Origin of the sequence: Microbulbifer weihaiensis, from assembly GCF_048323715.1 — a bacterium.
Classification (GTDB): domain Bacteria; phylum Pseudomonadota; class Gammaproteobacteria; order Pseudomonadales; family Cellvibrionaceae; genus Microbulbifer.
This window is the reverse complement of sequence record NZ_JBLWFL010000001.1, coordinates 795,786-818,286: the sequence shown is the minus strand read 5'-3', so window position 1 is coordinate 818,286 and position 22,501 is coordinate 795,786. Positions and strand designations below refer to the sequence as shown.

At 56.4% G+C, this 22,501-nt stretch carries 17 protein-coding genes; 9 read left to right on the top strand and 8 right to left on the bottom strand.

Features of this window, described 5'->3' with window-relative positions; all coding sequences use genetic code 11:
* The first annotated feature begins 51 nt into the window (after positions 1-51).
* The 4 genes from ACNKU7_RS03435 to ACNKU7_RS03420 all read left to right on the top strand — a co-directional run bounded on the left by ACNKU7_RS03435 (position 52) and on the right by ACNKU7_RS03420 (position 3,803).
* On the top strand, positions 52-510 hold the full coding sequence (locus tag ACNKU7_RS03435; protein ID WP_418295558.1) for a hypothetical protein: 459 nt from the start codon (positions 52-54) through the stop codon (positions 508-510).
* Positions 511-546: 36 nt separating this feature from the next.
* On the top strand, positions 547-1,455 hold the full coding sequence (locus ACNKU7_RS03430) for a hypothetical protein (protein ID WP_418295557.1): 909 nt from the start codon (positions 547-549) through the stop codon (positions 1,453-1,455).
* 457 nt (positions 1,456-1,912) lie between these two features.
* Positions 1,913-2,788 (top strand): hypothetical protein, encoded by an 876-nt coding sequence (locus ACNKU7_RS03425; protein ID WP_418295556.1) that lies wholly within the window; start codon positions 1,913-1,915, stop codon positions 2,786-2,788.
* A gap of 136 nt (positions 2,789-2,924) precedes the next feature.
* Positions 2,925-3,803 carry a hypothetical protein gene (locus ACNKU7_RS03420; RefSeq protein ID WP_418295555.1) on the top strand — a complete coding sequence of 293 codons (879 nt, stop codon included), beginning with the start codon at positions 2,925-2,927 and terminating at the stop codon, positions 3,801-3,803.
* A gap of 82 nt (positions 3,804-3,885) precedes the next feature.
* Here the strand turns inward: ACNKU7_RS03420 and greA are convergent, their stop codons facing one another.
* The 6 genes from greA to dapB form a co-directional block, all read right to left on the bottom strand.
* A complete protein-coding gene (gene greA, locus ACNKU7_RS03415) occupies positions 3,886-4,362 on the bottom strand; it encodes a transcription elongation factor GreA (RefSeq protein ID WP_418295554.1) in 477 nt (158 codons plus the stop codon).
* Between the two features lie 116 nt (positions 4,363-4,478).
* Positions 4,479-7,709 (bottom strand): carbamoyl-phosphate synthase large subunit, encoded by a 3,231-nt coding sequence (carB, locus tag ACNKU7_RS03410; RefSeq protein ID WP_418295553.1) that lies wholly within the window; start codon positions 7,707-7,709, stop codon positions 4,479-4,481.
* 96 nt (positions 7,710-7,805) lie between these two features.
* The gene (gene carA / locus ACNKU7_RS03405) at positions 7,806-8,942 is read right to left on the bottom strand and encodes a glutamine-hydrolyzing carbamoyl-phosphate synthase small subunit (RefSeq protein ID WP_418295641.1); all 1,137 of its coding nucleotides are present in this window, start codon (positions 8,940-8,942) and stop codon (positions 7,806-7,808) included.
* 435 nt (positions 8,943-9,377) lie between these two features.
* A complete protein-coding gene (locus ACNKU7_RS03400; protein WP_418295552.1) occupies positions 9,378-10,004 on the bottom strand; it encodes a YfiR family protein in 627 nt (208 codons plus the stop codon).
* 172 nt (positions 10,005-10,176) lie between these two features.
* Entirely contained in the window at positions 10,177-11,577 is a 1,401-nt protein-coding gene (gene rimK, locus ACNKU7_RS03395; protein ID WP_472439823.1) for a 30S ribosomal protein S6--L-glutamate ligase, read from the bottom strand.
* A 29-nt stretch (positions 11,578-11,606) separates the two neighbouring features.
* Positions 11,607-12,416, bottom strand: coding sequence for a 4-hydroxy-tetrahydrodipicolinate reductase (gene dapB, locus ACNKU7_RS03385; RefSeq protein ID WP_418295551.1), 810 nt, complete (start codon positions 12,414-12,416; stop codon positions 11,607-11,609).
* 225 nt (positions 12,417-12,641) lie between these two features.
* On the opposite strand from dapB, the gene ACNKU7_RS03380 reads away from it, so the two are divergent.
* Positions 12,642-13,085 (top strand): hypothetical protein, encoded by a 444-nt coding sequence (locus tag ACNKU7_RS03380; RefSeq protein ID WP_418295550.1) that lies wholly within the window; start codon positions 12,642-12,644, stop codon positions 13,083-13,085.
* Between the two features lie 105 nt (positions 13,086-13,190).
* Here the strand turns inward: ACNKU7_RS03380 and ACNKU7_RS03375 are convergent, their stop codons facing one another.
* Positions 13,191-15,236: a TonB-dependent receptor family protein gene (locus tag ACNKU7_RS03375; RefSeq protein ID WP_418295549.1), complete on the bottom strand. Its 2,046-nt coding sequence runs from the start codon at positions 15,234-15,236 to the stop codon at positions 13,191-13,193.
* A 163-nt stretch (positions 15,237-15,399) separates the two neighbouring features.
* Positions 15,400-16,185 (bottom strand): HpcH/HpaI aldolase family protein, encoded by a 786-nt coding sequence (locus ACNKU7_RS03370; RefSeq protein WP_418295548.1) that lies wholly within the window; start codon positions 16,183-16,185, stop codon positions 15,400-15,402.
* 358 nt (positions 16,186-16,543) lie between these two features.
* Between ACNKU7_RS03370 and ACNKU7_RS03365 the strand changes: the two genes are divergently transcribed.
* The 4 genes from ACNKU7_RS03365 to ACNKU7_RS03350 are packed head-to-tail and all read left to right on the top strand — an operon-like array spanning position 16,544 to position 22,496.
* Positions 16,544-17,743, top strand: a complete 1,200-nt coding sequence (locus ACNKU7_RS03365) for an ATP-grasp domain-containing protein (RefSeq protein WP_418295547.1) — start codon at positions 16,544-16,546, stop codon at positions 17,741-17,743.
* The gene (locus ACNKU7_RS03360) at positions 17,740-19,494 is read left to right on the top strand and encodes an IucA/IucC family protein (protein ID WP_418295546.1); all 1,755 of its coding nucleotides are present in this window, start codon (positions 17,740-17,742) and stop codon (positions 19,492-19,494) included. Before ACNKU7_RS03365 ends, ACNKU7_RS03360 begins: the two co-directional genes overlap by 4 nt.
* Before the next feature lie 13 nt (positions 19,495-19,507).
* On the top strand, positions 19,508-20,650 hold the full coding sequence (locus tag ACNKU7_RS03355; protein ID WP_418295545.1) for an MFS transporter: 1,143 nt from the start codon (positions 19,508-19,510) through the stop codon (positions 20,648-20,650).
* Positions 20,628-22,496 (top strand): IucA/IucC family protein, encoded by a 1,869-nt coding sequence (locus tag ACNKU7_RS03350; protein WP_418295544.1) that lies wholly within the window; start codon positions 20,628-20,630, stop codon positions 22,494-22,496. The genes ACNKU7_RS03355 and ACNKU7_RS03350 overlap by 23 nt, the downstream gene beginning before the upstream one ends.
* Positions 22,497-22,501 lie beyond the last annotated feature (5 nt).

Here is a 22,501-nt window from a genome sequence, read left to right as displayed (position 1 = left end):
GCACTTCATGCATTGAGCATTGTTCTGTGCTTAGGCGCTACGGCTCAGGAATTGAAGGTCGATTCTGAGTTAACTTCCGCCAGTGAACTGGATTCCGGTGGTGGCTATTCCGCAGCGAATATCGCCGTCATTCAGCAGGAAGGCAACTTCAACCACGTTGCCGCTAGGCAATACGGACAGGTCAATTACCTGTCGATCACCCAGCAAGGCCAACAGAACCTGCTGTCGTTAACCCAGTCCGGTGGCGAGAACTCTGCCCTTTCCCACCAGAAAGGCGATATCAATATCGCCGCATTAATCCAGATCGGCTATGAAAACCAGATATTGCTGGAACAGATCGGTTACGGAAATAGGGCGGGAATTTCCCAATTCGGCGTGCAGAACTCGGCCAAAGTCAGCCAGATCGGCGCGTATCATGAAGTGAGCATTTATCAGAGTGGTAGCGGGCTGCATACGGAAGTCAAACAGACTGGTGCCTCTATCACCACCATCGTCAACCAATATGACTAACCCGATGAAACCGCGGCGACAAGCCGCTTAGCCACTATGAATCCAACTTTCCGCGTGTATGCCGGGCGGTTATTTGCCGCCACCCTCACTGCGCTCATTGCTGCCCCCGTGTGCGCAGACCAGTCAGCCGCCGGGCATGAGCAAACAGATCCCGGCGTGTTAAATGCCATCGAGCAGGAGCGGGATGCCTCGAAAGAGAAGACGGTATCGCTACGTCAGGAAGGCACTCTGAACGAGTCGCTCGCCAGCCAGACCGCCGAACTAAACAGCCAGATATCCCAAACCCAGATCGGCGAGCTGAATACAGCGGGCGCAGAACAGGAGTATGGCGCGAGCAATAGTATCTCGGTGTATCAGGTCGGCACGGCCAATGAAACGTATACGACACAAACAGCGGCGCTGGACAGCGCGGTGACCACGCAGCAGGGCGGCTATCACAATATGGCTTATGTCGGGCAGGAACTCGGGGTGGGGAACCGCGCTCAGACGTTTCAACGCGGTGCCCTGAACAGCGCCCTGGTGGCGCAGGCGAACAGTAATTTCGGCAAGGCATACATCGAGCAACGCGGTTCGGAAAATACGGCATCTGCCGGACAATCCGGTTCTGGCAACTTCAGCGCAACGGATCAGTACGGCACGCTTAATCAATCATTGAGTCAGCAGCAGGGTTACACCAATGAGGTCAATATCCTGCAAAGTGGGTTTGCCAACCAGACTCTGGTTATTCAGGAAGATGCATATAACGGTGCGAGCACGAGTCAGGATGGATATTTAAATTCCATCGACATTCGCCAGCATGGTGCATACGGGATGGGCGGCAGCCACCAGGCCATTGTTCTGCAATCCGGTGAACGCAACTCAACGACGCTTGTACAAACAGGCGCGTCTTCTTCTGCAGTAATCAGCCAATCAGGGGCCGGTAACTCTGTCTCTCTTTCGCACTAAACGGTGCGTTGATTGCGACGGCTCCTTGCCGCGGCACAATATTCCACGGCCAATACTGGATTTCGCAGCATCCTTGCTCTCTAGAACATGATTCGTGCCATTGGCGCGTAAGCAATGAGAGGCAGGCGAAACGAGCACCACAAGCGATCAAAAACTGTACTTTTTTCCTAGGGTTTCATTACTTCCCTCCTATAGCGACACCCCTCCCCAGCGACAACACTCAATAACAAGATGATCACTTTTCAAACAAAATGATCACCTTGCAGCCGAAGGGGCTTATCCCCGCCGGCTGTAGAAACAGTGTTCAGTGATTTGGGTATGAAGTCTCTCCCAACATTGATATCGATGACTGTCCGCATGACTTCACCCGCATGGAATATGGCACTGCCTCCAGAGCCATTGTTAATCAGTACCCTCGGGACTGGTTGTATTAACGTCCGAAGTAAAGGAGCAACTCATGAAGACGTTTTCCCCAATCGCCGCTGCCGTCCTTCTCGCTGTTAGCGGTACTGCGTTTGCCGCTGGCAATACAGCTATGCAAACACAGAACGGCTTTCTCAACCAAGCAACCGCGAATCAGGCTGGCCCAGCCACCTTTTTCAATACCATTATTCAGGATCAAGACGGATTATTGAACCACGCTGACGCCACGCAGAGCGTGCAGCTGTTGAGTACCATCTATCAAAAGCAAGATGGCGCATTTAACGACGCCTACGCGCTGCAGTCCTTTGGCGCATTCAATAACAGCAGCAGCTATCAGTACGGTGTCGGCAACCATTCCAGCACCGTGCAAATAGCCCAGCTCGGTAGCTCCGCCTCTACCACCCAAGTACTGTTCTTCAACAAATCTGACATCCTCCAGCTGGCCGGTGCCTTCAACTCGGCAACGGTCTATCAGGTGGGCTTGGGCAACTACCAGTTGACCGCTCAAGTAGGGAGTATTGCTTCTAAAGCAAACACTACCCAAGTCGGGATCGGCAATATCGCAGCCACGGGTCAAAGCGGTTTCGCTCAGGACTCCGACATCATGCAAGTAGGCCTGGTGAACATCGCGGGTGTCGAGCAGGCTGGCGCGTTCAACTCGTCCAAGGTCATGCAGAACGGCATCGTGAACCTGGCCGGCGTGGTGCAGGTTGGTGAGTTTAACCATCAGACCACTAACCAGTGGGGCATCCTGAACGGCGCGGCAACCCTGCAAGTGGGCCTCGGTCACAATTCCACGACCATGCAAGCGGGCCTGCTGAACGGACACCTGACCACCCAAACCGGCGCTTTTGAAACTGCCGTAGCCACCCAAACCGGTGTCTTAAACGTTGGCGTGATCATGCAGTAAGCCTGCCGATCCGCCATGGAAAAAGGCGGCCTACCGGGCCGCCTTTTTCTCTGTGGCCACAGCGTGAAACACGATTTTGCCGGATGGCACGCAGGATTCTTTCAATTCCTTTGTTATCACATGTAAGGGAGTTAACGTGAAGTCACTTACCCCCACTGCCGCGCTGTTGATTGGCCTTGTAAGCGGTTTGGCTTCCGCAGACCAGAACACCGCCATTACCTATCAAAGCGGTATCGCCAATACGGCATCAGCCGATCAGGATGATGCCGGCGCCTATGGAAACCTGATCTGGCAATCGCAACACGGCGTTGCCAATAACGCGCACGCCCAGCAGGTCGCTGAAACCGGTAGCAGTATCTACCAGGTTCAGGATGGCCATATGAATGACGCCTATTCTTTGCAAACCGGCGGGGCCAGCAACCATGCGCGGATAGAGCAATCCGGAGCTGGCAACAATGCCAGTACCTTCCAGAGCGGAACCTACTTCAGCCATGCAATCATCCAGCAGCAGGGCTTCAATAACGAAGCCCATATCGACCAGTTTGGCGGTGCCGGTAACGTCGCCATGATTCAGCAGGCGGGCTCGGTTCACAATGCCTATATCGGCCAGTTCTTCAGTAACGATTCTGAAGCCTATGTGATGCAGAGCGGTACGGACAACCACGCCCTGATTATTCAGAGTGGCACCGGACACATGTCATCGATCACTCAGGGCGGGGTGATGAACAAAGCCATCACCAGTCAGGTGGGTTTCTACAACGAAGCGGATATCCTGCAAAACGGCTATGGCAACGAAGCCTACGTAACCCAGGTTTCCTGGTACAACTCCGCGAGTATCATCCAGGATGGCCTGTTCAACCGTGCAGACGTCATACAACTCGGTGTTGGCAGCCACGAGGCCATCGTTCACCAGATGGGTGGCCTGAACAGGGCGACCGTCATTCAAAACGGTTTCTCCGAAACCGCCATCATCAACCAGGTGGGTTACGGCAACACGGCAATTATTCAACAGTAATTATTTTTCATAAAAAAGGCGGCCTATGGCCGCCTTTTTTATACCTCATAACAAGGCTTTTACCCTTCAATTCCGCACGAAATCAAATATGCTCAACGGCATCAATTTCATATTCAACAGAACCTGAGGGGGTGTTTACAACCACAATATCCCCAACCTCTTTGCCGATCAATGCACGGGCAATGGGCGAGTTCACAGAGATTTTCTGCTTTTTCACATCGGCTTCGTCGTCGCCGACAATCTTGTACGTCACCTCGGTATCCTTCTCCACGTGAATGATGGTCACAGTGGTGCCGAAAATAACTTTGTCGCTTGGCTCAATCGCTTTGACGTCGATCACCTGCGCCATCGACAGCTTGGCTTCGATTTCCTGGATACGGCCTTCGATAAAACCCTGCTTTTCACGGGCGGCGTGGTATTCGGCATTTTCCTTCAGGTCACCGTGCTCGCGGGCTTCCGCGATTGCCTGTACAACAGCCGGGCGCTGTACTTTTTTCAGGTCTTCCAGTTCTGCGCGCAGCGTCTCTGCGCCCTCAACGGTCATTGGTACGCGGTTCAAGGGAACCTCCAAAATCTCAGTGTTTTTATCAGTGTTTCTTCAACGAAAAAGCTCTGCCATCAGGCAGAGCTTTTTAAATGGCCGCCCCGAAAGGCGGCCGGCAACAGTCAGCTCGATCAGCCCTGCAGGCGCACAACGCGCTGGTGCAGATCCTGCAGTCGACGCACATTGAGCGGCTCGGCAATTTGCATGGCCATCGCCATGGCCTTGGCCGCCGCCAGGGTTGTGGTATAGCAAACCTGGTGGTTTTCCGCGCTGCGGCGAATATCGGCAGAGTCGCGAATCGCCTGGCGTCCTTCAGTGGTGTTCACCACCAGTGCAATCTCGTCGTTCTTGATCATATCGACGATATGCGGACGGCCTTCGCTCATCTTGTTCACCGTTGTAACGGTAATATCCGCTTCTTGCAAGACCTTGGCTGTGCCGCGGGTGGCCACCAGCTCGAAGCCAAGCTTCGACAACTCGCGCGCCACATCAACCACACCAGCCTTGTCCACATCGCGCACGGAAATGAACACTTTACCGGATTCCGGCAGCGCATCACCGGCACCCAGCAGCGCCTTATCAAAGGCCTCTGCAAAGGTTTCGCCGACACCCATAACCTCACCGGTGGATTTCATTTCCGGGCCGAGGATCGGGTCGACTTTCGGGAACTTGTTGAACGGGAACACGGATTCCTTCACGGAGTAGTAGTCCGGTACGATTTCCGTGGTAAAACCCTGCTCCGCCAGTGTCATGCCCGCCTGACAGCGTGCTGCGATTTTCGCCAGGGAAGTACCGATACATTTGGAGACGAACGGCACGGTACGGGACGCGCGCGGGTTCACCTCGATCACGTAGATCTCGCCGTCCTGGTAGGCGAGCTGGGTGTTCATCAGGCCCACCACGCCCAGTTCGCGCGCCATGGCTTTAACCTGTTCGCGCATTTTGTCCTGCACATCGGCCGGCAGGCTGTAGGGCGGCAGGGAACAGGCGGAGTCACCTGAGTGCACACCACACTGTTCGATGTGCTGCATGATTGCGCCGATGACCACGTCCTTGCCGTCGGACACTGCGTCGATGTCCACCTCGATGGCGGAGTGCAGGAAGTGATCCAGCAGCACCGGCGCATCTTCAGAGACTTCGACCGCCTCTTTCATGTAGGTTTTGAGTTCGTCTTCCTTGTAGACAATCTCCATCGCGCGGCCGCCCAGTACGTAGGACGGGCGCACCACCAGCGGGTAACCCACTTCCTTCGCTTTCTGGATCGCTTCGTATTCGGAGCGCACGATCGCGTTCTGCGGCTGCTTGAGGCCGAGACGCATAATCATCTGCTGGAAGCGCTCGCGGTCTTCCGCGCGGTCGATCTGCTCCGGGGTGGTACCGATGATCGGCACACCTTCTGCAGCGAGGAAGCGCGCCAGGTTCAGCGGAGTCTGGCCGCCGAACTGCACGATAACGCCTTCCGGTTTTTCCTTGCGCACGATTTCCAGTACGTCTTCCAGGGTTACCGGCTCGAAGTAGAGGCGGTCGGAAGTGTCGTAGTCGGTGGAAACGGTCTCCGGGTTGCAGTTGACCATGATGGTCTCGTAACCGTCTTCGCGCATTGCCAGTGCCGCGTGTACGCAGCAGTAATCGAATTCGATGCCCTGGCCGATACGGTTCGGACCACCGCCGAGTACCATGATTTTCTTCTTGTCAGAAGGTTCGGACTCGCACTCTTCATCGTAGGTGGAGTACATGTACGCAGTGCTGGTGGCAAACTCGGCCGCGCAGGTATCCACCCGCTTGTACGAGGGGAACACACCCAGCTTCTGGCGGAATTCGCGCACAGTCTTCTGGCTCACGCCCAGCAGGTCGGCCAGACGCTTGTCGGAGAAGCCCTTGCGCTTGAGGAAGCGCATGGTCTTGGCGTCGAGCGCGGAGGTCGGCATGGACTTCAGCGGCTCTTCGATTTCCATCAGTTCCTTGATCTGTACCAGGAACCAGGGGTCGATGCCGGAGAGTTCGTACACTTCGTCGATGCTCATACCCATGCGGAAGGCATCGCCCACGTACCAGATGCGCTCGGCACCGGCCACGGACAGTTCGCGGCGCAGGCGCTCTACAGAGCCCACTTCCGCCGGATCGAGTTTCGGCTCGAAGCCGAAAGAGCCCACTTCCAGGCCGCGCAGCGCTTTCTGCAGGGACTCCTGGAAGTTACGGCCAATCGCCATGACTTCACCCACAGATTTCATCTGGGTGGTCAGGCGCGCATCCGCTTCACCGAACTTCTCGAAGGTGAAGCGCGGGATCTTGGTCACGACGTAGTCGATGGACGGTTCGAAAGACGCCGGGGTCGCACCGCCGGTAATGTCGTTCTGCAGCTCGTCCAGGGTGTAACCCACCGCCAGCTTGGCCGCGACCTTGGCAATCGGGAAGCCGGTGGCCTTGGAGGCCAGTGCGGAGGAGCGGGACACCCGCGGGTTCATCTCGATCACCACCATGCGGCCGGTTTTCGGATCCATTCCGAACTGCACGTTGGAACCGCCGGTTTCCACGCCGATCTCGCGCAATACCGCGATGGACGCGTTGCGCATCAGCTGGTATTCCTTGTCGGTCAGGGTCTGCGCCGGGGCCACGGTGATGGAGTCGCCGGTGTGCACGCCCATCGGGTCGAAGTTCTCGATGGCACACACGATGATGCAGTTGTCGTTTTTGTCGCGAACAACTTCCATCTCGTACTCTTTCCAGCCGAGCAGGGATTCGTCGATCAGCAGTTCGTTGGTCGGGGAGAGGTCGAGACCGCGCTTGCAGATTTCCTCGAACTCCGGCCAGTTGTAGGCCACACCACCACCGGAACCACCCATGGTGAAGGACGGGCGAATGATCACCGGGAAGCCGAACTCTTCCGGTACCTTCTTCGCTTCCTCCAGGGAGTGCACGATCTTGGCACGCGGGGTTTCCAGGCCGATGGCTTTCATCGCCTTGTCGAACAGGTCGCGGTCTTCCGCTTTCTCGATCGCATTCTTGTCGGCGCCGATCAGCTCACAGCCGAATTTTTCCAGGACACCGTGCTTGTCCAGCGCCAGTGCACAGTTCAGTGCGGTCTGGCCGCCCATGGTTGGCAGGATCGCGTCGGGGCGCTCTTTCTCGATGATCTTGGCAACGGTCTTCCATTCCACCGGCTCGATGTAGGTCGCATCGGCCATGGCCGGATCGGTCATGATGGTGGCCGGGTTGGAGTTAACCAGGATTACCCGGTACCCCTCTTCGCGCAGCGCCTTACAGGCCTGGGCACCGGAGTAGTCGAATTCACAGGCCTGGCCGATAACGATGGGGCCGGCACCGATGATCAGAATACTTTTAATGTCTGTGCGTTTTGGCATCTTTCTTCCGTTTCACGCCGAAATTAACCGGCGGATAAAATTCTGGTCTGCATCGTAGGAACTTGCGTGCAGGTTCCTACCCCCGGGAGGCTTCGCTTAGCGGCGCGCTTCCATCATTTCGATAAACTGATCGAACAAGGGCGCCACATCGTGGGGGCCTGGGCTCGCTTCCGGGTGTCCCTGGAAGCTGAACGCCGGCTTGTCCTTCAGGCGAATGCCCTGCAGGGTGCCGTCGAACAGCGACTTGTGGGTAACTTCCACGTTCTCCGGCAGGGAGTCTTCATCCACTGCAAAACCGTGGTTCTGCGCGGTGATCATCACCTTGCGGCTGCCGAGATCCTGAACCGGGTGGTTGCCGCCGTGGTGGCCGAATTTCATCTTCGCGGTTTTCGCGCCTACCGCCAGGCCCAGCAACTGGTGGCCGAGGCAGATGCCGTATACCGGCAAGCCGGTGCCGAGAATTTCCTTGATCGCCGCAATCGCGTAGTCACAGGGCTCGGGGTCGCCCGGGCCATTGGAGAGGAATACGCCATCTGGGTTCATGGCCAGCACCTCGGAGGCCGGGGTTTCCGCCGGCACTACGGTGATGCTGCAGCCGCGATCCACCAGCATACGCAAGATATTGCGCTTCACGCCGAAGTCGTAGGCGACAACTTTGTGCGGCTGAGCGGCCGGCGCTGGCTTGTGGCCCTGGCCCAGCACCCAGGTGCCTTCGTTGAAGTCGTACTTCTCCTTGGTGGAGACGACCTTGGCCAGATCCATGCCCTTGAGACCGGCAAATTCGCGGGCCTTGGCCAGAGCGGCTTCCTTGTCGATGTTGTCGCCGGCAACAATGCAGCCGCTCTGGGCGCCTTTGTCGCGCAGGATGCGGGTCAGGCGGCGGGTATCGATATCGGCGATGCCGACGATATTGCGCGCCTTGAGGTAATCCTCCAGTGATTGCTCGCTGCGGAAACTGCTGGCCAGCAGCGGCAGGTCGCGGATAACCAGGCCCGCGGCCCAGATATCAGCGCACTCTTCATCTTCACTGTTGGTACCAGTGTTGCCGATGTGCGGATAAGTCAGGGTAACGATCTGGCGGGCATAAGACGGGTCGGTCAGGATTTCCTGGTAACCGGTCATGGAGGTGTTGAAAACCACCTCACCAACGGTTGAACCTTCAGCACCAATGGCTCGGCCGTGAAATTCACTGCCATCGGCGAGCACCAGCAAAGCCGGGGTAGTGCTGGGCATCAGGGATTCCGGCGTGGGAACAGCGTTGTTCAATTCAATCTCCAGTCGTCAGAACGGCTCTCGGGCGGGGTGAGTGCACAGCCTCGGCTGCGGTTGCACCTGTAACTTTTTACCGGGTGCCTCTTATAAAAAAGCGAGATGAAACTGCTGCTTCATCTCGCTTCTTATAAAATTCTTCACGCGCGGCTCTCAAAGCTGACAAGCAAAGGCTTCCTGGGTTAACCAATTTTCTGGAACTGCCTAGGGGCTCTCACTGTTTGGCCGGCAATTGCCGCCGGCACTTCACTGGGCGGGAAAGCCACGGGCCCTGCATCCAAGCGCAAATAACTGCGTACATTTGGCGCGGGCGACTACTGTGGGACCTCTCCAAGCCGGGCGCAGATTCTACGGTAAAATGGCCGCGACCGCCAGTATAAATATGCGTCAACTGTCGTTTCAGGGCCGACCTTCCAGACTCACCTGACGGCTCAGTCTGAACAGACTGCTACCAACCTTCAGTTCCGCGCGATCCAGCCGGGTCTTGTTGAGCTGCAGCGCCATGCTTGCGCCGCTGCCCGCGAACTCGATCATCCCCCCGAGCACGGCAAAGCGGGATTCGTCGCTAATGGTGAGTACCGGGAAAAACTCCAGCGCAGTGACCACTTCCACCAGGCTCGCGTGATCCATTCCACCCATCACCACGATCTGGCATCCCCGCGCGCGCATGATCTCGCCCTTGCTGATTTTCTCAACCGCGACCATGCGCCCCTGAATCCGGCGGTGATGCATGCGCTTTTCCAGCGGCGCGGCCACTTCGACCTCACCCATCAGGCACATCCTGAAGGGCGCGCCGGTGCCGTTAAACACCTCAATCGGCCACTGCACGTGGTGCGCAAAGTGGACGATATAATCCACCATCACCTCGCGGCCGGTATCCGTATCCGAGACCTGTGCCGCGACCGACCTGAGCGGTGCCAGGGAAGCAATCAGGGAAATAAGTGCCACCAGGAACAGCAACCGGGTTTGCCCGGAACCTGCCTGGCGCTTACTGGATCTTTGAAATATGAAACTGGATATAGGCATGTCTGGCGGTTACCAACTGCTGAGCCCCGCGCCGGCAACGCTTTCCGTTACCGGGACGAGGCCTAACAAGATTAGTACCGCTGTGGTCGAGCGACCAACGGACTAACGGCAGGCAAGCGCCAAATTAAAAAGGCTGGCACTCGGGCCAGCGCTGGCCCGACGGTTGACCGGGTTATTCGCCCGGCTCGATACCTCCCACGGTGGGGGCCCACTTCAGGGCCTTTTCGATCGCCATGATCATCGAACCCGCCACATCCTTGCGCGTGGCGCTCTCGATGCCTTCGAGACCCGGCGACGAGTTCACTTCCAGCAGCAACGGCCCCTTTTTCGAGCGAATGATATCCACGCCCGCCACTTTCAGCCCCAGCACCTTGGCCGCCTTGATCGCCAGCTTGCGCTCTTCCGGCAGGATCTTCACCACCGACGCCGTACCACCCTGGTGGATATTGGCACGGAACTCGCCCGGCGCCGCCTCGCGCTGGATCGCGGCAAACACCTTGCCATCCACCACGAACAGGCGCAGGTCCTTGCCCTGCGCTTCGCGGATAAACTCCTGCACCAGCAGGTTTACCTTGAGGGACTTGAACGCATTGATCACGGATTCCGCCGCCTTGCGCGTCTCCGCCAACACTACACCGCGCCCCTGGGTGCCTTCCAGCAGCTTTACGATCAGCGGCGCACCACCGACCATTTCAATCAGCTCGTTGGTATCCATCGGCGAGTTGGCGAAACCCGATATCGGGATATTCAGGCCGCTTTCCTGCAGCAGCTGCAGGGAGTAGAGCTTGTCCCGCGACTGGCTGATGGACTGGGAGCCATTGAGCGCATACACCCCCATGCTTTCAAAGTGACGGGTCAGCGCGCAGCCATAGAATGTCTGGCTGGGGCGAATCCGCGGGATGACCGCATCCAGGTTATTGAGAATGCGCCCGTCGCGGTAATGCACTTCCGGCTCCGCGGCGTCCAGCTTCATGTAGCACTGGCGAATGTTCAGGAACGTCATCCGGTGGCCGCGCTCGGCGCCGGCCTCCATGATGCGCTGGTTGCTATACAGCTCCGGGTTCGATGCGAGCACGCCGATGCGCAGGCCGGTACCGGCAATATGATGTTCGTCGCGATAGTACTCTTCGAGCTGGCTCGGCGGCATATCGCCAAGGCAAAAACTCTCGGACGGATCCACCAGCATACGCCCCATCATGGCCTCGCGCCCGAGCAGCATGCGATAACCCATGGAGTCGCGGTTGGTCAGCGTGAGTTCGATATCCCAGACGCTGCCACCGATACTCAGGCCAGTTTTGATGACAATGCGCTTTTCAGCGTCGCCGGAGGAGCTGCGCACCGTGCGCCGATCCAGTACCTTCGCCTCACAGCGCACGCGGGGGCGGCGCAGGTTCTGCAGCGGGTGGGCCTCAAAGCTCACCCACGGTTCGCCATTGCGAGTAAATGTCTGGATGTTGTAGGCGTGCAAACAGGACGTCTTTGCGCCCGAATCCACTCGCGCCTTGATCGCGGGAATGCCAAGACCGGGGAATGCACACCACTCCTCACTACCGACAATGATTTTCTTTTCCAACCTGAACTCCTGAAAGAATTTGGCGTTGCTTATTTGAGCGCCAGTACGTCGCGCATATCGTAGTGTCCCGCGGCGCGACCGTTTAACCATACCGCTGCGCGCACCGCGCCGCGGGCAAACGCCAGACGGCTGCTGGCCTTGTGGGTGATCTCCACACGCTCTCCGTCGGCAAAAAACGTGACTGTATGCTCACCAACGACGTCTCCGCCGCGCACGGTGGCGAATCCGATGGTCTCGCGTTCGCGCGCACCAGTCTGGCCCTCGCGGCCATAGACAGCCACCTTGGCGAGATCCCGCCCGAGGGTATCGGCCACAACCTCGCCCATGCTGAGCGCGGTGCCAGAGGGCGCATCCAACTTGTGCCGATGGTGTGCTTCGACAATCTCGATATCCACGTCGTCGCCCAGAACGCGCGCCGCGGTTTCGAGTAAGTTAAAGCACAGGTTCACACCGGTAGAAAAGTTGGAGGCAAAACATAGTGGCGCCTTATCTGCCGAACTCAGCATGGCCGCCTTCTGCTCGGGGGTGAAACCGGTGGTACCGACCACAATCGCCTTACCGTGTTGCGCACAGTACGCCGCGTTATCAATACTGGCCTGGGGCGCGGTGAAGTCGATCAGCACGTCAAAGTCGGCATTTTCAAGGCTGTCCACAATGGCAACCCCGTTGCGGCCGATGCCTGCTACTTCGCCGGCATCAGCACCGACCAGGCTGGAGCCCGGGCGCACGATCGCCGCAGACAATTCCGCTTTGCCGGCTTCCCCGGCCTGTTTCAGGGCCTCAGCCAGAGCCCGCCCCATGCGCCCGCCAAAACCGGTCACTGCCACTTTCACTGTCATCGCTCTTCCTCCTGATTCTGGCGACTGGATAACCTGGACCGCCACCAAGGGGGTGCCCCCTGGCGGCGAAAGGCGCGGATTCTACCGCGTATCCATTACAGGAGAATACTCGGTCTCACAGGATTTACCGGAATTGCCCCGCAACGCCACTGACTGCCGGGTATTTCTTGCGCCATTGCATTCGTCGTCTACGCTTTCAGTATCGAGTCGATTGGAGCGCCAAACATGCACGCTGAAGCCCGCGACCCATTCTGGTCCAGTTTTTCCGCAGCGCTATGCGCTCTCCTCCTGTTCAGCATCGTTACCACAGGCCAGGCGGCTGACAGTGATGATTTGAGCGATGACTTCTGGGAAAAATATGCAGATATTACCGATTGGGTGACCCTGCGCCTGAAGCTCACCCCCGAGCAGGAAACCAAGGTTCTGCCACTGATGGAAAAAAGCTTCGAGCTTCAATTGAAGATTCTGGAAGACTACGGGTTTTCCCAGGGCAAGATGCCTAAGCTGACCCGGGAGCAGAAGGAAGAGATCGATGCGAAAATCATTGCGGCGCGCGCGGCGACCCGCGCCGAGATGGTGAGAATCCTGAACGAGGATCAATTGGCAGAGCTGAAAAAGATCCAGCAGGAATTTCACGAAAGTTTCCGCAGTAAACTGGCGGAAAACTGAATTCAGCTCCAGGTCATAGCGCAGGCCGGAACTACGCCAGGTGGCCACGGCGCCCGCCCGGCCACTGCCCCCCTGTTGAACCGGCCCGTTACTAATCCCCCCTAATTAAAAGGTATACTTCAGTTCTGCGCTGATCGAGCGCGGCGGTGCTGGATAGCGACCGGAAGGGCTCACATCAATGCCGCGGAAGTAATACTCGTCGTTCAGCAGGTTGTTCGCAGAGAGACCGGTGTACAACTCTGAGCCATTCGCCTGGGTAAACACCTTGCTCACCTGCAGATTCCACACAGTGTAGGCCGGCAGCTTCCCGGTGGTACCGGATGCCAGCTCTTCTTCCGTGTTGGCCTGATCACTGTACGCACTGCTGAAATAGAAGCCGGACAGTGTGATATCGACATCCGCCAGTGCATAACTCGCATCCCAGCTCAACTGGTGCTCGGAAGCGTAGGGCAATTCCTTGCCGATATTGGCGCCCTCGCGCTGCTCACTATCGAGATAGTTGTAGGCCATGTGCAACTGCAGTGCCGGCAGGCTGCTGGGGGAAATCGCACCTTCAAGCTCCAAGCCCTGGTGACGGGTCTCGCCCACATTGTCGAAGCTCTGCTCGCTGCTGTTGTAGAGCAGCTGATCGGTAAAATCGATACGGTAGAGTGAGGCACTCACACTCGCACTTTCCGCCGGCTCGAATCGTATCCCCGCCTCATAATTCCACGCCAGCTCCGCCCCCTCGTCGCCAGTGCCGCGGATGACGGCGATTTGTGGCGCGCGCAAAGAGCGCTGGGTATTGGCGTAGAGGAAGAGCTTGTCGCTGGCCTCAAAGCCCACACTGATCCCCGGCAGCAGCTCCGTGATGCGGTTATCCGTGGCAGAGTCGTTCCCCACGTCGGTGAAATCCATGTCGACGCTTTCGTAGCGCAGCCCCGGTGTAACGCTAAGGCGTTTATCCAGCAGGCGAATCTCGTCACTGACAAAGGCGGCAATCGCACTGGTTTCCAGCAACCAGTCCCGCGGAGTCGCGGTAGCCCCGGTATCGATCACTGTCTGAACCAGCTTGTAATCCACTTCTTCTTTTACCAGACGCGAACCAAAAGTCAGGGTATGCGAAACATCGCCTGCGAACTGCAGACTCACCCGCGGCTCGGTGCCCCAAACATCAAACTCACGCGGTGAACTGCGCAGCAGCGTGGCTGGCGCAGCCGGGTCCGCCCAGTGATTGGCGCTGGGATCAGTGCTGAAGTCCCACTGAAAATTACGCATCGAGTTGTGTGCAAACGTCATCCACTCAAAGGTGCCTGCATCAGCGAAGCCCAGCTCACCCAGCTGCTGCTTGTAGTGCGCACTGAAGCGGGTGGTATCCCCCTGGAATTCATCGTTGGGCCTCAGTGACTGTTCCCGGTTCTCGGCATATGCATCCGAAGTCAATGCACCCGGCATTTCGGTATCGGCGTCGTAGCGCTGCAGCACCAGATCCAATTGCTTGCCAGCATCGATACTCCAGCGACTTTTTACCAGCCAGTTTTTGACACTGGTATCCGAATGATCCCGAAAGGAATCACCGCTAATCAGGTTACCCTCGAGCTGAATGGCAAACTGGTCGTTTAGTGCACCACCGGTACGGGCGTAGGTATCAGTGAGCCTATTGCCACCGGAGAAACCGGTGAGTTTCTCCTGCAGACTGGTTTCCCACTGCTGCGGAATCGGCTTGGTAACCAGGTTGATTACACCACCAACGTTATTGGGACCGTATTGCACCGCCGCACCACCGCGCACAATATCAATACGATCGAGGCTTTTCAGGGCAGCGGGAAACAGTGATTGACCGGTGTGGCCATAGGGAGCCAGTGTCAGTGGAATCCCATCAACCAGAAATTGGGTATAACCCGAGCGACTGGCGTTGAGGCCGCGCACGGCGACATTGGGTAAAACACCGGTGCCGCTTTCATCCTGAATCTTGACGCCCGGCACCCGCTGCAGGCCATCATCAATGGACAGAGTGGCCATTTTCTGCAGTTGCTCGGCGGTCAACAGACTGCGATTACCGGGATAAGTGAGCACTTCTTCCGGCAGCGAGTTGCCCAACACATTGCCGGTAACCTGAACCTCTTCCAGCTCGGCTTTTGTGGGCTCGCCCTCACGATCTGCAGCTTGCACTCCGACAGCGCCGATAGCGGAAGCGAAGATAGCGCCGATAGCGGAAGCGAAGATAGCGCAGCTCAGCATTGAGCGCGGAAAGAATTTCGACGTATTTTGCATAGGAATGTCCTTGGCCTATATCAGGAAATCAAACATTGGGATTAGTTGGGATTAGCAGGGATTAAGGGGACCGCGCGGAGCCTGGTGATTTGAAATCATTGAGGTGTGCCTTCAACTGGCGAAACAGAATTCCACGATCCTCGCCGGTAACGAAGGTATGCACACCCATTTCCCGCCACGCATCGAGCTGGGCTGGCTGCCGGGGAATGGCACAGAATGGAATGCCGGCTTCAAAGCAAGCGCCCGCCATGGTCTGGAGTGCCGCTTGTACGGATGCATGCTGGACCTGGCTGCCATGGCCCATTGCAATACTGAGATCCAGCGCCCCTTCGAGAATCATGTCGATGCCACCGAGCGTGAGAATCTCTGGCAGCGCGCTGACGCCTTCAGGATCCTCGATCATCAACACCAGTAAAACTTCGCGGTCGGCCCGCGCCATATACTCATCGAGATTCAGGGCTCCAAAGCCCGTATTACGCCCTCCGGTAATTCCGCGTCGCCCACGGGGAGGAAATCGCACCGCCTCAATTGCTGTACGCGCCTGAGCCACACTGCTAACACGCGGAATCACTATGCCCTGGGCACCAGCATCCAATGCGCGTGCGATCAGGGCGTTGTCACTACTCGGCACACGCACCAGGGGCGTTATATTGAAAGACTCCGCAGCACGAATACAGTGCTGCAGCTCCGCGGGATTCACCAGCAGATGCTCGGTATCGAGAATAATAAAGTCGTAGCCTGCAGCGCCGATCATTTCGCAAACTAGCGGCGAGGGCACAGAATTCAGAATGCCAAACACTTCTTGCCGGCGAAGCATTTTTTCCTTGGCCGAATTTTTTTGAAGCACGGCTTCGACTTCCTTTTCCCGTATTACTTTTCGCAAGTAACTTGCCGTCACCTACGAGTGAATTGATCCCACTAACTGCGCCCGACAACAAAAATTGGGACGCCTGCCTCAGAACAGTTAAAGCTAATGATAAGTATTATCACTTAGGTATACAAGTGGAATTTCCCTATGTATGCTCCGTCACCGTTACCTGTACCGACGGATTGGCACAGAGGAAATAATTTTGTCATCAGTTTGAAAACCCCTGAAAAAATGCGGAATTAAATTCATCTGATGACGGCGTAATCCGACGGTGCGGCAGCCGAGCTTTGGGGGGCAATTTGCTCCCCGGTTTCCACAATCTGCAACGGAGATCGCAATGTCCCGTCAAATGGTATTGATTACGCATATCCTCCATCCCGCCACTGTGCGCGGCTTCCTCCCCGCGAGCCTGGAACTGGGCTATGAAGTCACACTTGTGACCGATTGCGGCCTGGCGCACAAACAGCACCTTGTCGAACAGTCAGTAGAGCTACCCATCACCATTCTCGAGTGTGATGTATTCAACCCCCTTGCCGTGATTGACCTCCTGAGCAGCCACGACCTCTCACCGGATATGGTGTTCAGCAATAGTGACCACTTGCAGACGGTCACCGCCCTGGTGGCCGAGTATTTCTCTCTACCCGGCAAAAACTGGCGCCGCTGCTATTCCGCCAAGAACAAGGCGTCTATGCGCAATCGCCTGGAAAAACTAGGACTCCCGACACCCCGCTCTGAATTGCTGCTGCCAACCCAGAGTCTTCCCACACAACTCAGCTATCCGGTCGTCGCAAAACCCCGCGAGGGCGTGGCAAGCATGCATGTGCGCATGTGTCAGAACGCGGAAGAGCTCACCGAATACCTGAAAGTATTCCGTCGCGCCAATCCGATCACTCCCGTTCTGCTGGAGGAATATATGCAGGGAGACCTGTTCACACTGGAAACCCTGGGTGACGGGCATGACTTGATGGCGGTTGGTGGTTTTGATGTGACACTTTCCGAGCCACCGGATTTCATCGAGCACAGCGCGGTATGGAATGGAAAAAACAGTATGCGGTACCGCGAGCAGGCACTGGCACAACTGCGGGAATTCGGTATGCACTTCGGCGTCTGCCACAGCGAGTTCATTGCGACCGAATCCGGGCCGAAACTGGTAGAAATCAATTACCGGAGCATCGGCGATGGCCGTGAATTTCTACTCGATGAACTGCTGCCAGGAGGTTGGTTCATACCCATCCTGCAACTCCACCAAGGTGAACCGCTCCCCGCATTTAGCGCGCCAAAGGACCAGGCAATCATTCACTATCTGATAGCGGAGCAAGAAGGTGAAGTGGTCGAGCAGACAAGAGAAATTCAACGCAAACAAAACGGTGTGAAATTCAGCTACCAGCCACTCCGTAAACAAGGGGAAACCATCCGCTTATCGCGCTCCAACAAAGACTACATTGGCGTGGTGACCGCTATCGCCAGCGCCTCTACCGACCTCCACAGCGCCGTCGAGGAATTCTGCAGCACTCTCGAGTGGAGAATCCAAGCATGAGCGAAGCGGCCGAAAGCTACATTACGCAACGTATCATCAACACCTGCGTTCGCGAACAAATTGGTGACCTTGCCCACGCCGCTGTCACGCGCGAATGTCCAACATCGGCAGTGCAATCTACAGTAGCGCTACATAGCGACTACTGGCTGACATTTACCACCGGCAAGGGCACGGTTTATCTGCCAGTTGAACAACATGAATTTATGCAAAGCTGGCACGCTACTGGCGACCAGTGGCTGGTGCAAAGCAAGAACCAATGGCTTAAGCAGCGGGGGTATCGCCACTGGTTGTCCCTACTTGCATGTACACAGGATGAGGAAACCCAGGCACTTTTTTCCGCGTACTGCCAAGAATCGGAGACCGCGGTACGTCATCGCGATTTATGTCTCGAGGCGTACCGCAACCAAGAGGCGGTGTTAAGCCTGCCCCTGTCCGCACGACCACACTGGTGGCAGCGACTGCTATACAGCGAGCAGGTTGCCTCGTACCTCGACCACCCCTTTTACCCGACTGCCAGGGCAAAGCATGGTCTGGACGACGAGGACCTGCGCCGCTACGCCCCGGAATTTATGTCGAGCTTTGCACTGCGGTGGCTGGCCGTAGAAAAACCCCTACTTACCCTGACCGCGCCGCTGCCATCCGTTTGGCCATCATTTAGCGAGGTCGGTTTACCGGAAGACTTTTCACACAGCCACTATCTGTTACCGGTACACCCGTTGACCTGGGAGCATCTGAAGCTTCCACACGCAGGGATCATCCGGGCCCCCAATAGCGCACGGGAAGTCCTGCCTACCCTCTCGGTTCGAACGGTCATGTTTGTAGACCAGCCGGATCTGCATATCAAAATACCCCTCAGCATGAGTACGCTGGGGGCCAAAAATATCCGTTCGATCAAGCCCTCAACCCTGTATGACGGCCATGCTTTTTCCCACCTACTGACGGAGATAGCAAAGCGCGACCCGGTATTGCGCGGCAGCTATCTGCACTGCGACGAACAGGCCGGCGGACATTGCGGAGAATCTCGCGAGCTTGCGTTCATCCTGCGCCGCTACCCCGCTGAGCAACTGCAGGAATCGACGCTGGTACCGGTAGCAGCGCTGGCGAGCCCGATGCCTGATGGGAGGCTGTATCTCGAACATCTGGTCGACCAATTTTACCGAGGAGACCTGCACGCCTGGCTCGATGCATATCTATCCCTGATGCTCAAGGTGCACTTGCGCCTGTGGCTTGTTTACGGCATCGCGCTTGAGGCCAACCAGCAAAACGCTGTACTGAACTTATGTGAGGGCAGGCCCCTCGGCCTGATCATGAAAGACAATGACTCGGCCCGCATCTTGTCTTCTCGCTGTATTTCCGCGGCACCCGAGTTGCAATCAATCATCGAAGATTTTCGTGATGTACGCATTCGCGTTGACGAAGAACTGCCACTGGCACAAATGTTTTGCACCATCACGTTACAGTTGAATATTGCGGTCATTATCGAGGCGGTTTGCCAGCGCGGTCTGGCCAGACGGCGCCCCCTGTATGAAAAATTAAGAAAATATTTACAGGTAGAGCTCGATTCCTTGCAACGTGACGGAGTGGATACCACTTTCGCGACTCAATCCTTGCTGCGACAGGAATTCCTCCCCATAAAGTACCTGCTCAGCGCCGGAAGCCTGCTCAGCAAAAGTCGTTCAGGTGCCGCTGACATCAACAAGCATTACGGTCAATCTGCACCAAATTTCCTTAGGTTGACCAATGCGCAGTAACATGAATGCCTTCGTGGGCAGCGTCCTGTTATGCCACTTCCTCTCAGCCTTCAGCGTGCTGGGCATGACGCTGTTTATTCCGCGAATATTGCAAAACCTGGATGCCAACCTTCCGGGCTACTGGGTTGGCCTGCTGTTTACCCTGCCAAGTGTGTGTACCGCCCTGAGCGCGCCCCTCTGGGGCCGCTTTGCGGATCGCTTTGGCAAGCGTACGTCGCTGCTTCGCGCGCAACTGGGGCTGATCATTGGCTTCCTCTTGTGCGGTTTTGCGGAATCCATCTCCACATTCGCCATCGGGCTTCTTGTGCAGGGCGCATGTGGCGGGACCATAGCCGCGTCCAATGCATTTTTATCTACCCAACAGAAAGGCGAGACGCTCGCAAAGAGTCTGAACCTCACTCAGGTTTCCGCACGAATGGCTCTCATAGTTGCGCCGATACTGCTCGGGGTGACTTTGCAATGGATAGCGCCGTTACAGGTCTATCGCTATCTCGCAATGCTGCCATTTATCGCAGTACTCATTACGCTGAACCTACCGGCGGACACGCCATATACGAGCTCCAACAGGAGAGCGGGAGCCATTCCTCCCCCCCGGGCACTACACCTGCTTTTCATTCTCCAGTTCCTGTTCTGCTTCGCCATGGTCGCTACCTACCCCTATTTCTTGCCCTATGCCGGTACGCTGGGTGTGACAACAGAGGGACTTGTTGGCCTCCTATATAGCCTGCCACACGTCGTGTACATCCTACTGATTGTACCCGCTGGAAAAATACGGCTGCCTGCGCAGGGCCAGGCGTTACTTGGCTTGTTGTGCCTGGGATTGTCCTGTACGGGACAATACCTGGCGGTATCACTCGAACAGCTTTGGCCGTTGAGGCTGCTGTTCGGCATCGGCGTAGTGTTTGCGTATACCGGACTCAATCGCCTGTTGAGCGCTCAAGTCGACAAAGCTCAGGCCGGACGCACTTTTGGCCTTATCGATTCTGCCGGCAAGTGGGGCGGCGTCTTGGCAGGGCTTGGTGCCGCCGCCTCGACGTCAATCCAGTACAGTGCCACGCCTTTCCTCCTATCCGCAGTAAGTTGCGGGATAGCTATTACCCTGCTTGCATTCAAAACCGGGAGTATGAAAACCCATGGAAATACGGAAGTTTATTGAATCAGTTCAGACCCAGATCAATGCAGAGCTCTCTGACAAAAATGCCACCACCTGCCTGCTGAACTGCTATATCCGCGAGTGCGCAATGAACGCCAATGAAGTGTCGTTTCATCACGAACTTGCCGATTGCCCACTTTCGCTGCGATCACTCAAAGCGCAATCCAGTGGCCAATGGGTCTTGCTCAATTTTCCACAGTCCGGCGCCCGTCTGCTCGCCGTTGCCGAACAGGTCAGTAACATCGGCCGCTGTCGTTTCCTGGGAAAGCCCTTCGTGAAAAAGGAAGGCTCTCCCTGGCTTGCAATGGAAACCCTGGAGCTATGTACCTTCCTTCTGAACCACCTTTCATTGATATTGCCCGCAGAGTTCAATGAAGAGTTGCTCGAGCAGGTACAAAATAGCCGAGACATTACCCAGGCATTTCTCGGCAGCAGCAAAGTCAATCCAGATCAAACTGGAAATAGCTTTATCCGTGCCGAGCAAAGCCTGCTTTGGGGGCATGCACTGCACCCCAGCCCGAAAAGCCGGCACGGTGTGCCTCTCGAAACCCTCCTGCAGTGTTCACCTGAAATCTCTGCAAGCTTTCCGCTTTTCTGGTTTGAAGTCTCACCGGAGCTGATCCGAATTTTGGGGAATCAGACCGAAAAGGCAGAGAATGTATTGCGAAATTTACACGGCCAAAGTGGGTATCTCTATCCCTGTCATCCCTGGGAGGCGGAATACTTGTTGAAGCAGCCACTGATACTGGCGGCAATCAAACAGGGATTACTCAAGCCTCGAGGCGAGCTGGGCAATCCCGTACAGCCAACGTCATCGGTGCGAACGGTTTATCGGGAAGACCTTGATCTTCAGATGAAATTTTCCATTCATGTGAGACTGACCAACTGCATTCGAAAAAATGCCTGGTATGAGCTGCACAGCGCGGTATCGCTGACAGGCTTGCTACGACCGCTTGCTACTGAAGCCCGTGAATACTGTCCGGACTTCCAGGTGATGTACGAACCACTGGCAAGCACGTTAGACCTGGGTGCCCTGGCCAGGGAGCTCGGCATGAATGAATCTTCTGCAAGAGATTGCATGGAATCATTCGGTATCCTTTTCCGGGAAAACCTGAGCGCCCGCACTAATAAAAACCTGCGACCGCAACTGGCCGCCAGCCTGTTCACCTGTGACGCTCGCGGAAACAGCATCATTGCCATTCAACTAGCGTACCACTGCCGTCAATCAGGTATTAGCTATCGAGAAATCGCAATGGACTGGTTCCAGCGATACATAGAAATAAGCCTGCGCGGTATCTTTTATTACTTTTTTAAGCAGGGGGTCGTATTTGAGCCTCACCTGCAAAATACGGTAATCGGGTTTCACAATGGCCTTCCCCATAAAATCTGGATTCGCGATCTCGAAGGCACCAAGCTGTTACCCGAGTTCTGGCCTGCTACACGGCTCTCCGAATTACAAGCGCGGGCGCGACAGTCGGTCTATTACGAGCGGGAAAAGGGATGGAAGCGCATCGCTTACTGCCTTCTGGTGAATAATTTTAGTGAGGCCATCTTCCACCTTGCGGCAGGGCATGATGAAGATAACTGCCAGGAAAACATAAGACTCGAGTGCGAGCTTTGGCAACTTCTAAGAACGGCCGTTGATCAGTGGCAGGATGAAAATGGTGCTCAGCCTGAGCTGAACCGACTACTGCTCGGGGAGACGATACCATCCAAAAATAACTTTACGACACGGTTGTTAAAGCAAGCGGATTTCCAGGCGGGCTACACCAATCTGAAAAACCCGCTGGTGCTGTTGCCCATAAGCCAGAACCATCAAAGCTCAGAACACACATTGCGCACCAGATAGAAACA

Excerpts from the sequence above, each read along its gene's own strand:
- ACNKU7_RS03350 (WP_418295544.1), top strand. The coding sequence starts at position 20,628 with ATGGAAATACGGAAGTTTATTGAATCAGTTCAGACCCAGATCAATGCA.
- ACNKU7_RS03400 (WP_418295552.1), bottom strand. The coding sequence starts at position 10,004 with ATGCCTATATCCAGTTTCATATTTCAAAGATCCAGTAAGCGCCAGGCA.
- ACNKU7_RS03430 (WP_418295557.1), top strand. The coding sequence starts at position 547 with ATGAATCCAACTTTCCGCGTGTATGCCGGGCGGTTATTTGCCGCCACC.
- carA (WP_418295641.1), bottom strand. The coding sequence starts at position 8,942 with ATGCCCAGCACTACCCCGGCTTTGCTGGTGCTCGCCGATGGCAGTGAA.
- ACNKU7_RS03425 (WP_418295556.1), top strand. The coding sequence starts at position 1,913 with ATGAAGACGTTTTCCCCAATCGCCGCTGCCGTCCTTCTCGCTGTTAGC.
- ACNKU7_RS03380 (WP_418295550.1), top strand. The coding sequence starts at position 12,642 with ATGCACGCTGAAGCCCGCGACCCATTCTGGTCCAGTTTTTCCGCAGCG.
- ACNKU7_RS03365 (WP_418295547.1), top strand. The coding sequence starts at position 16,544 with ATGTCCCGTCAAATGGTATTGATTACGCATATCCTCCATCCCGCCACT.
- carB (WP_418295553.1), bottom strand. The coding sequence starts at position 7,709 with ATGCCAAAACGCACAGACATTAAAAGTATTCTGATCATCGGTGCCGGC.
- dapB (WP_418295551.1), bottom strand. The coding sequence starts at position 12,416 with ATGACAGTGAAAGTGGCAGTGACCGGTTTTGGCGGGCGCATGGGGCGG.
- ACNKU7_RS03360 (WP_418295546.1), top strand. The coding sequence starts at position 17,740 with ATGAGCGAAGCGGCCGAAAGCTACATTACGCAACGTATCATCAACACC.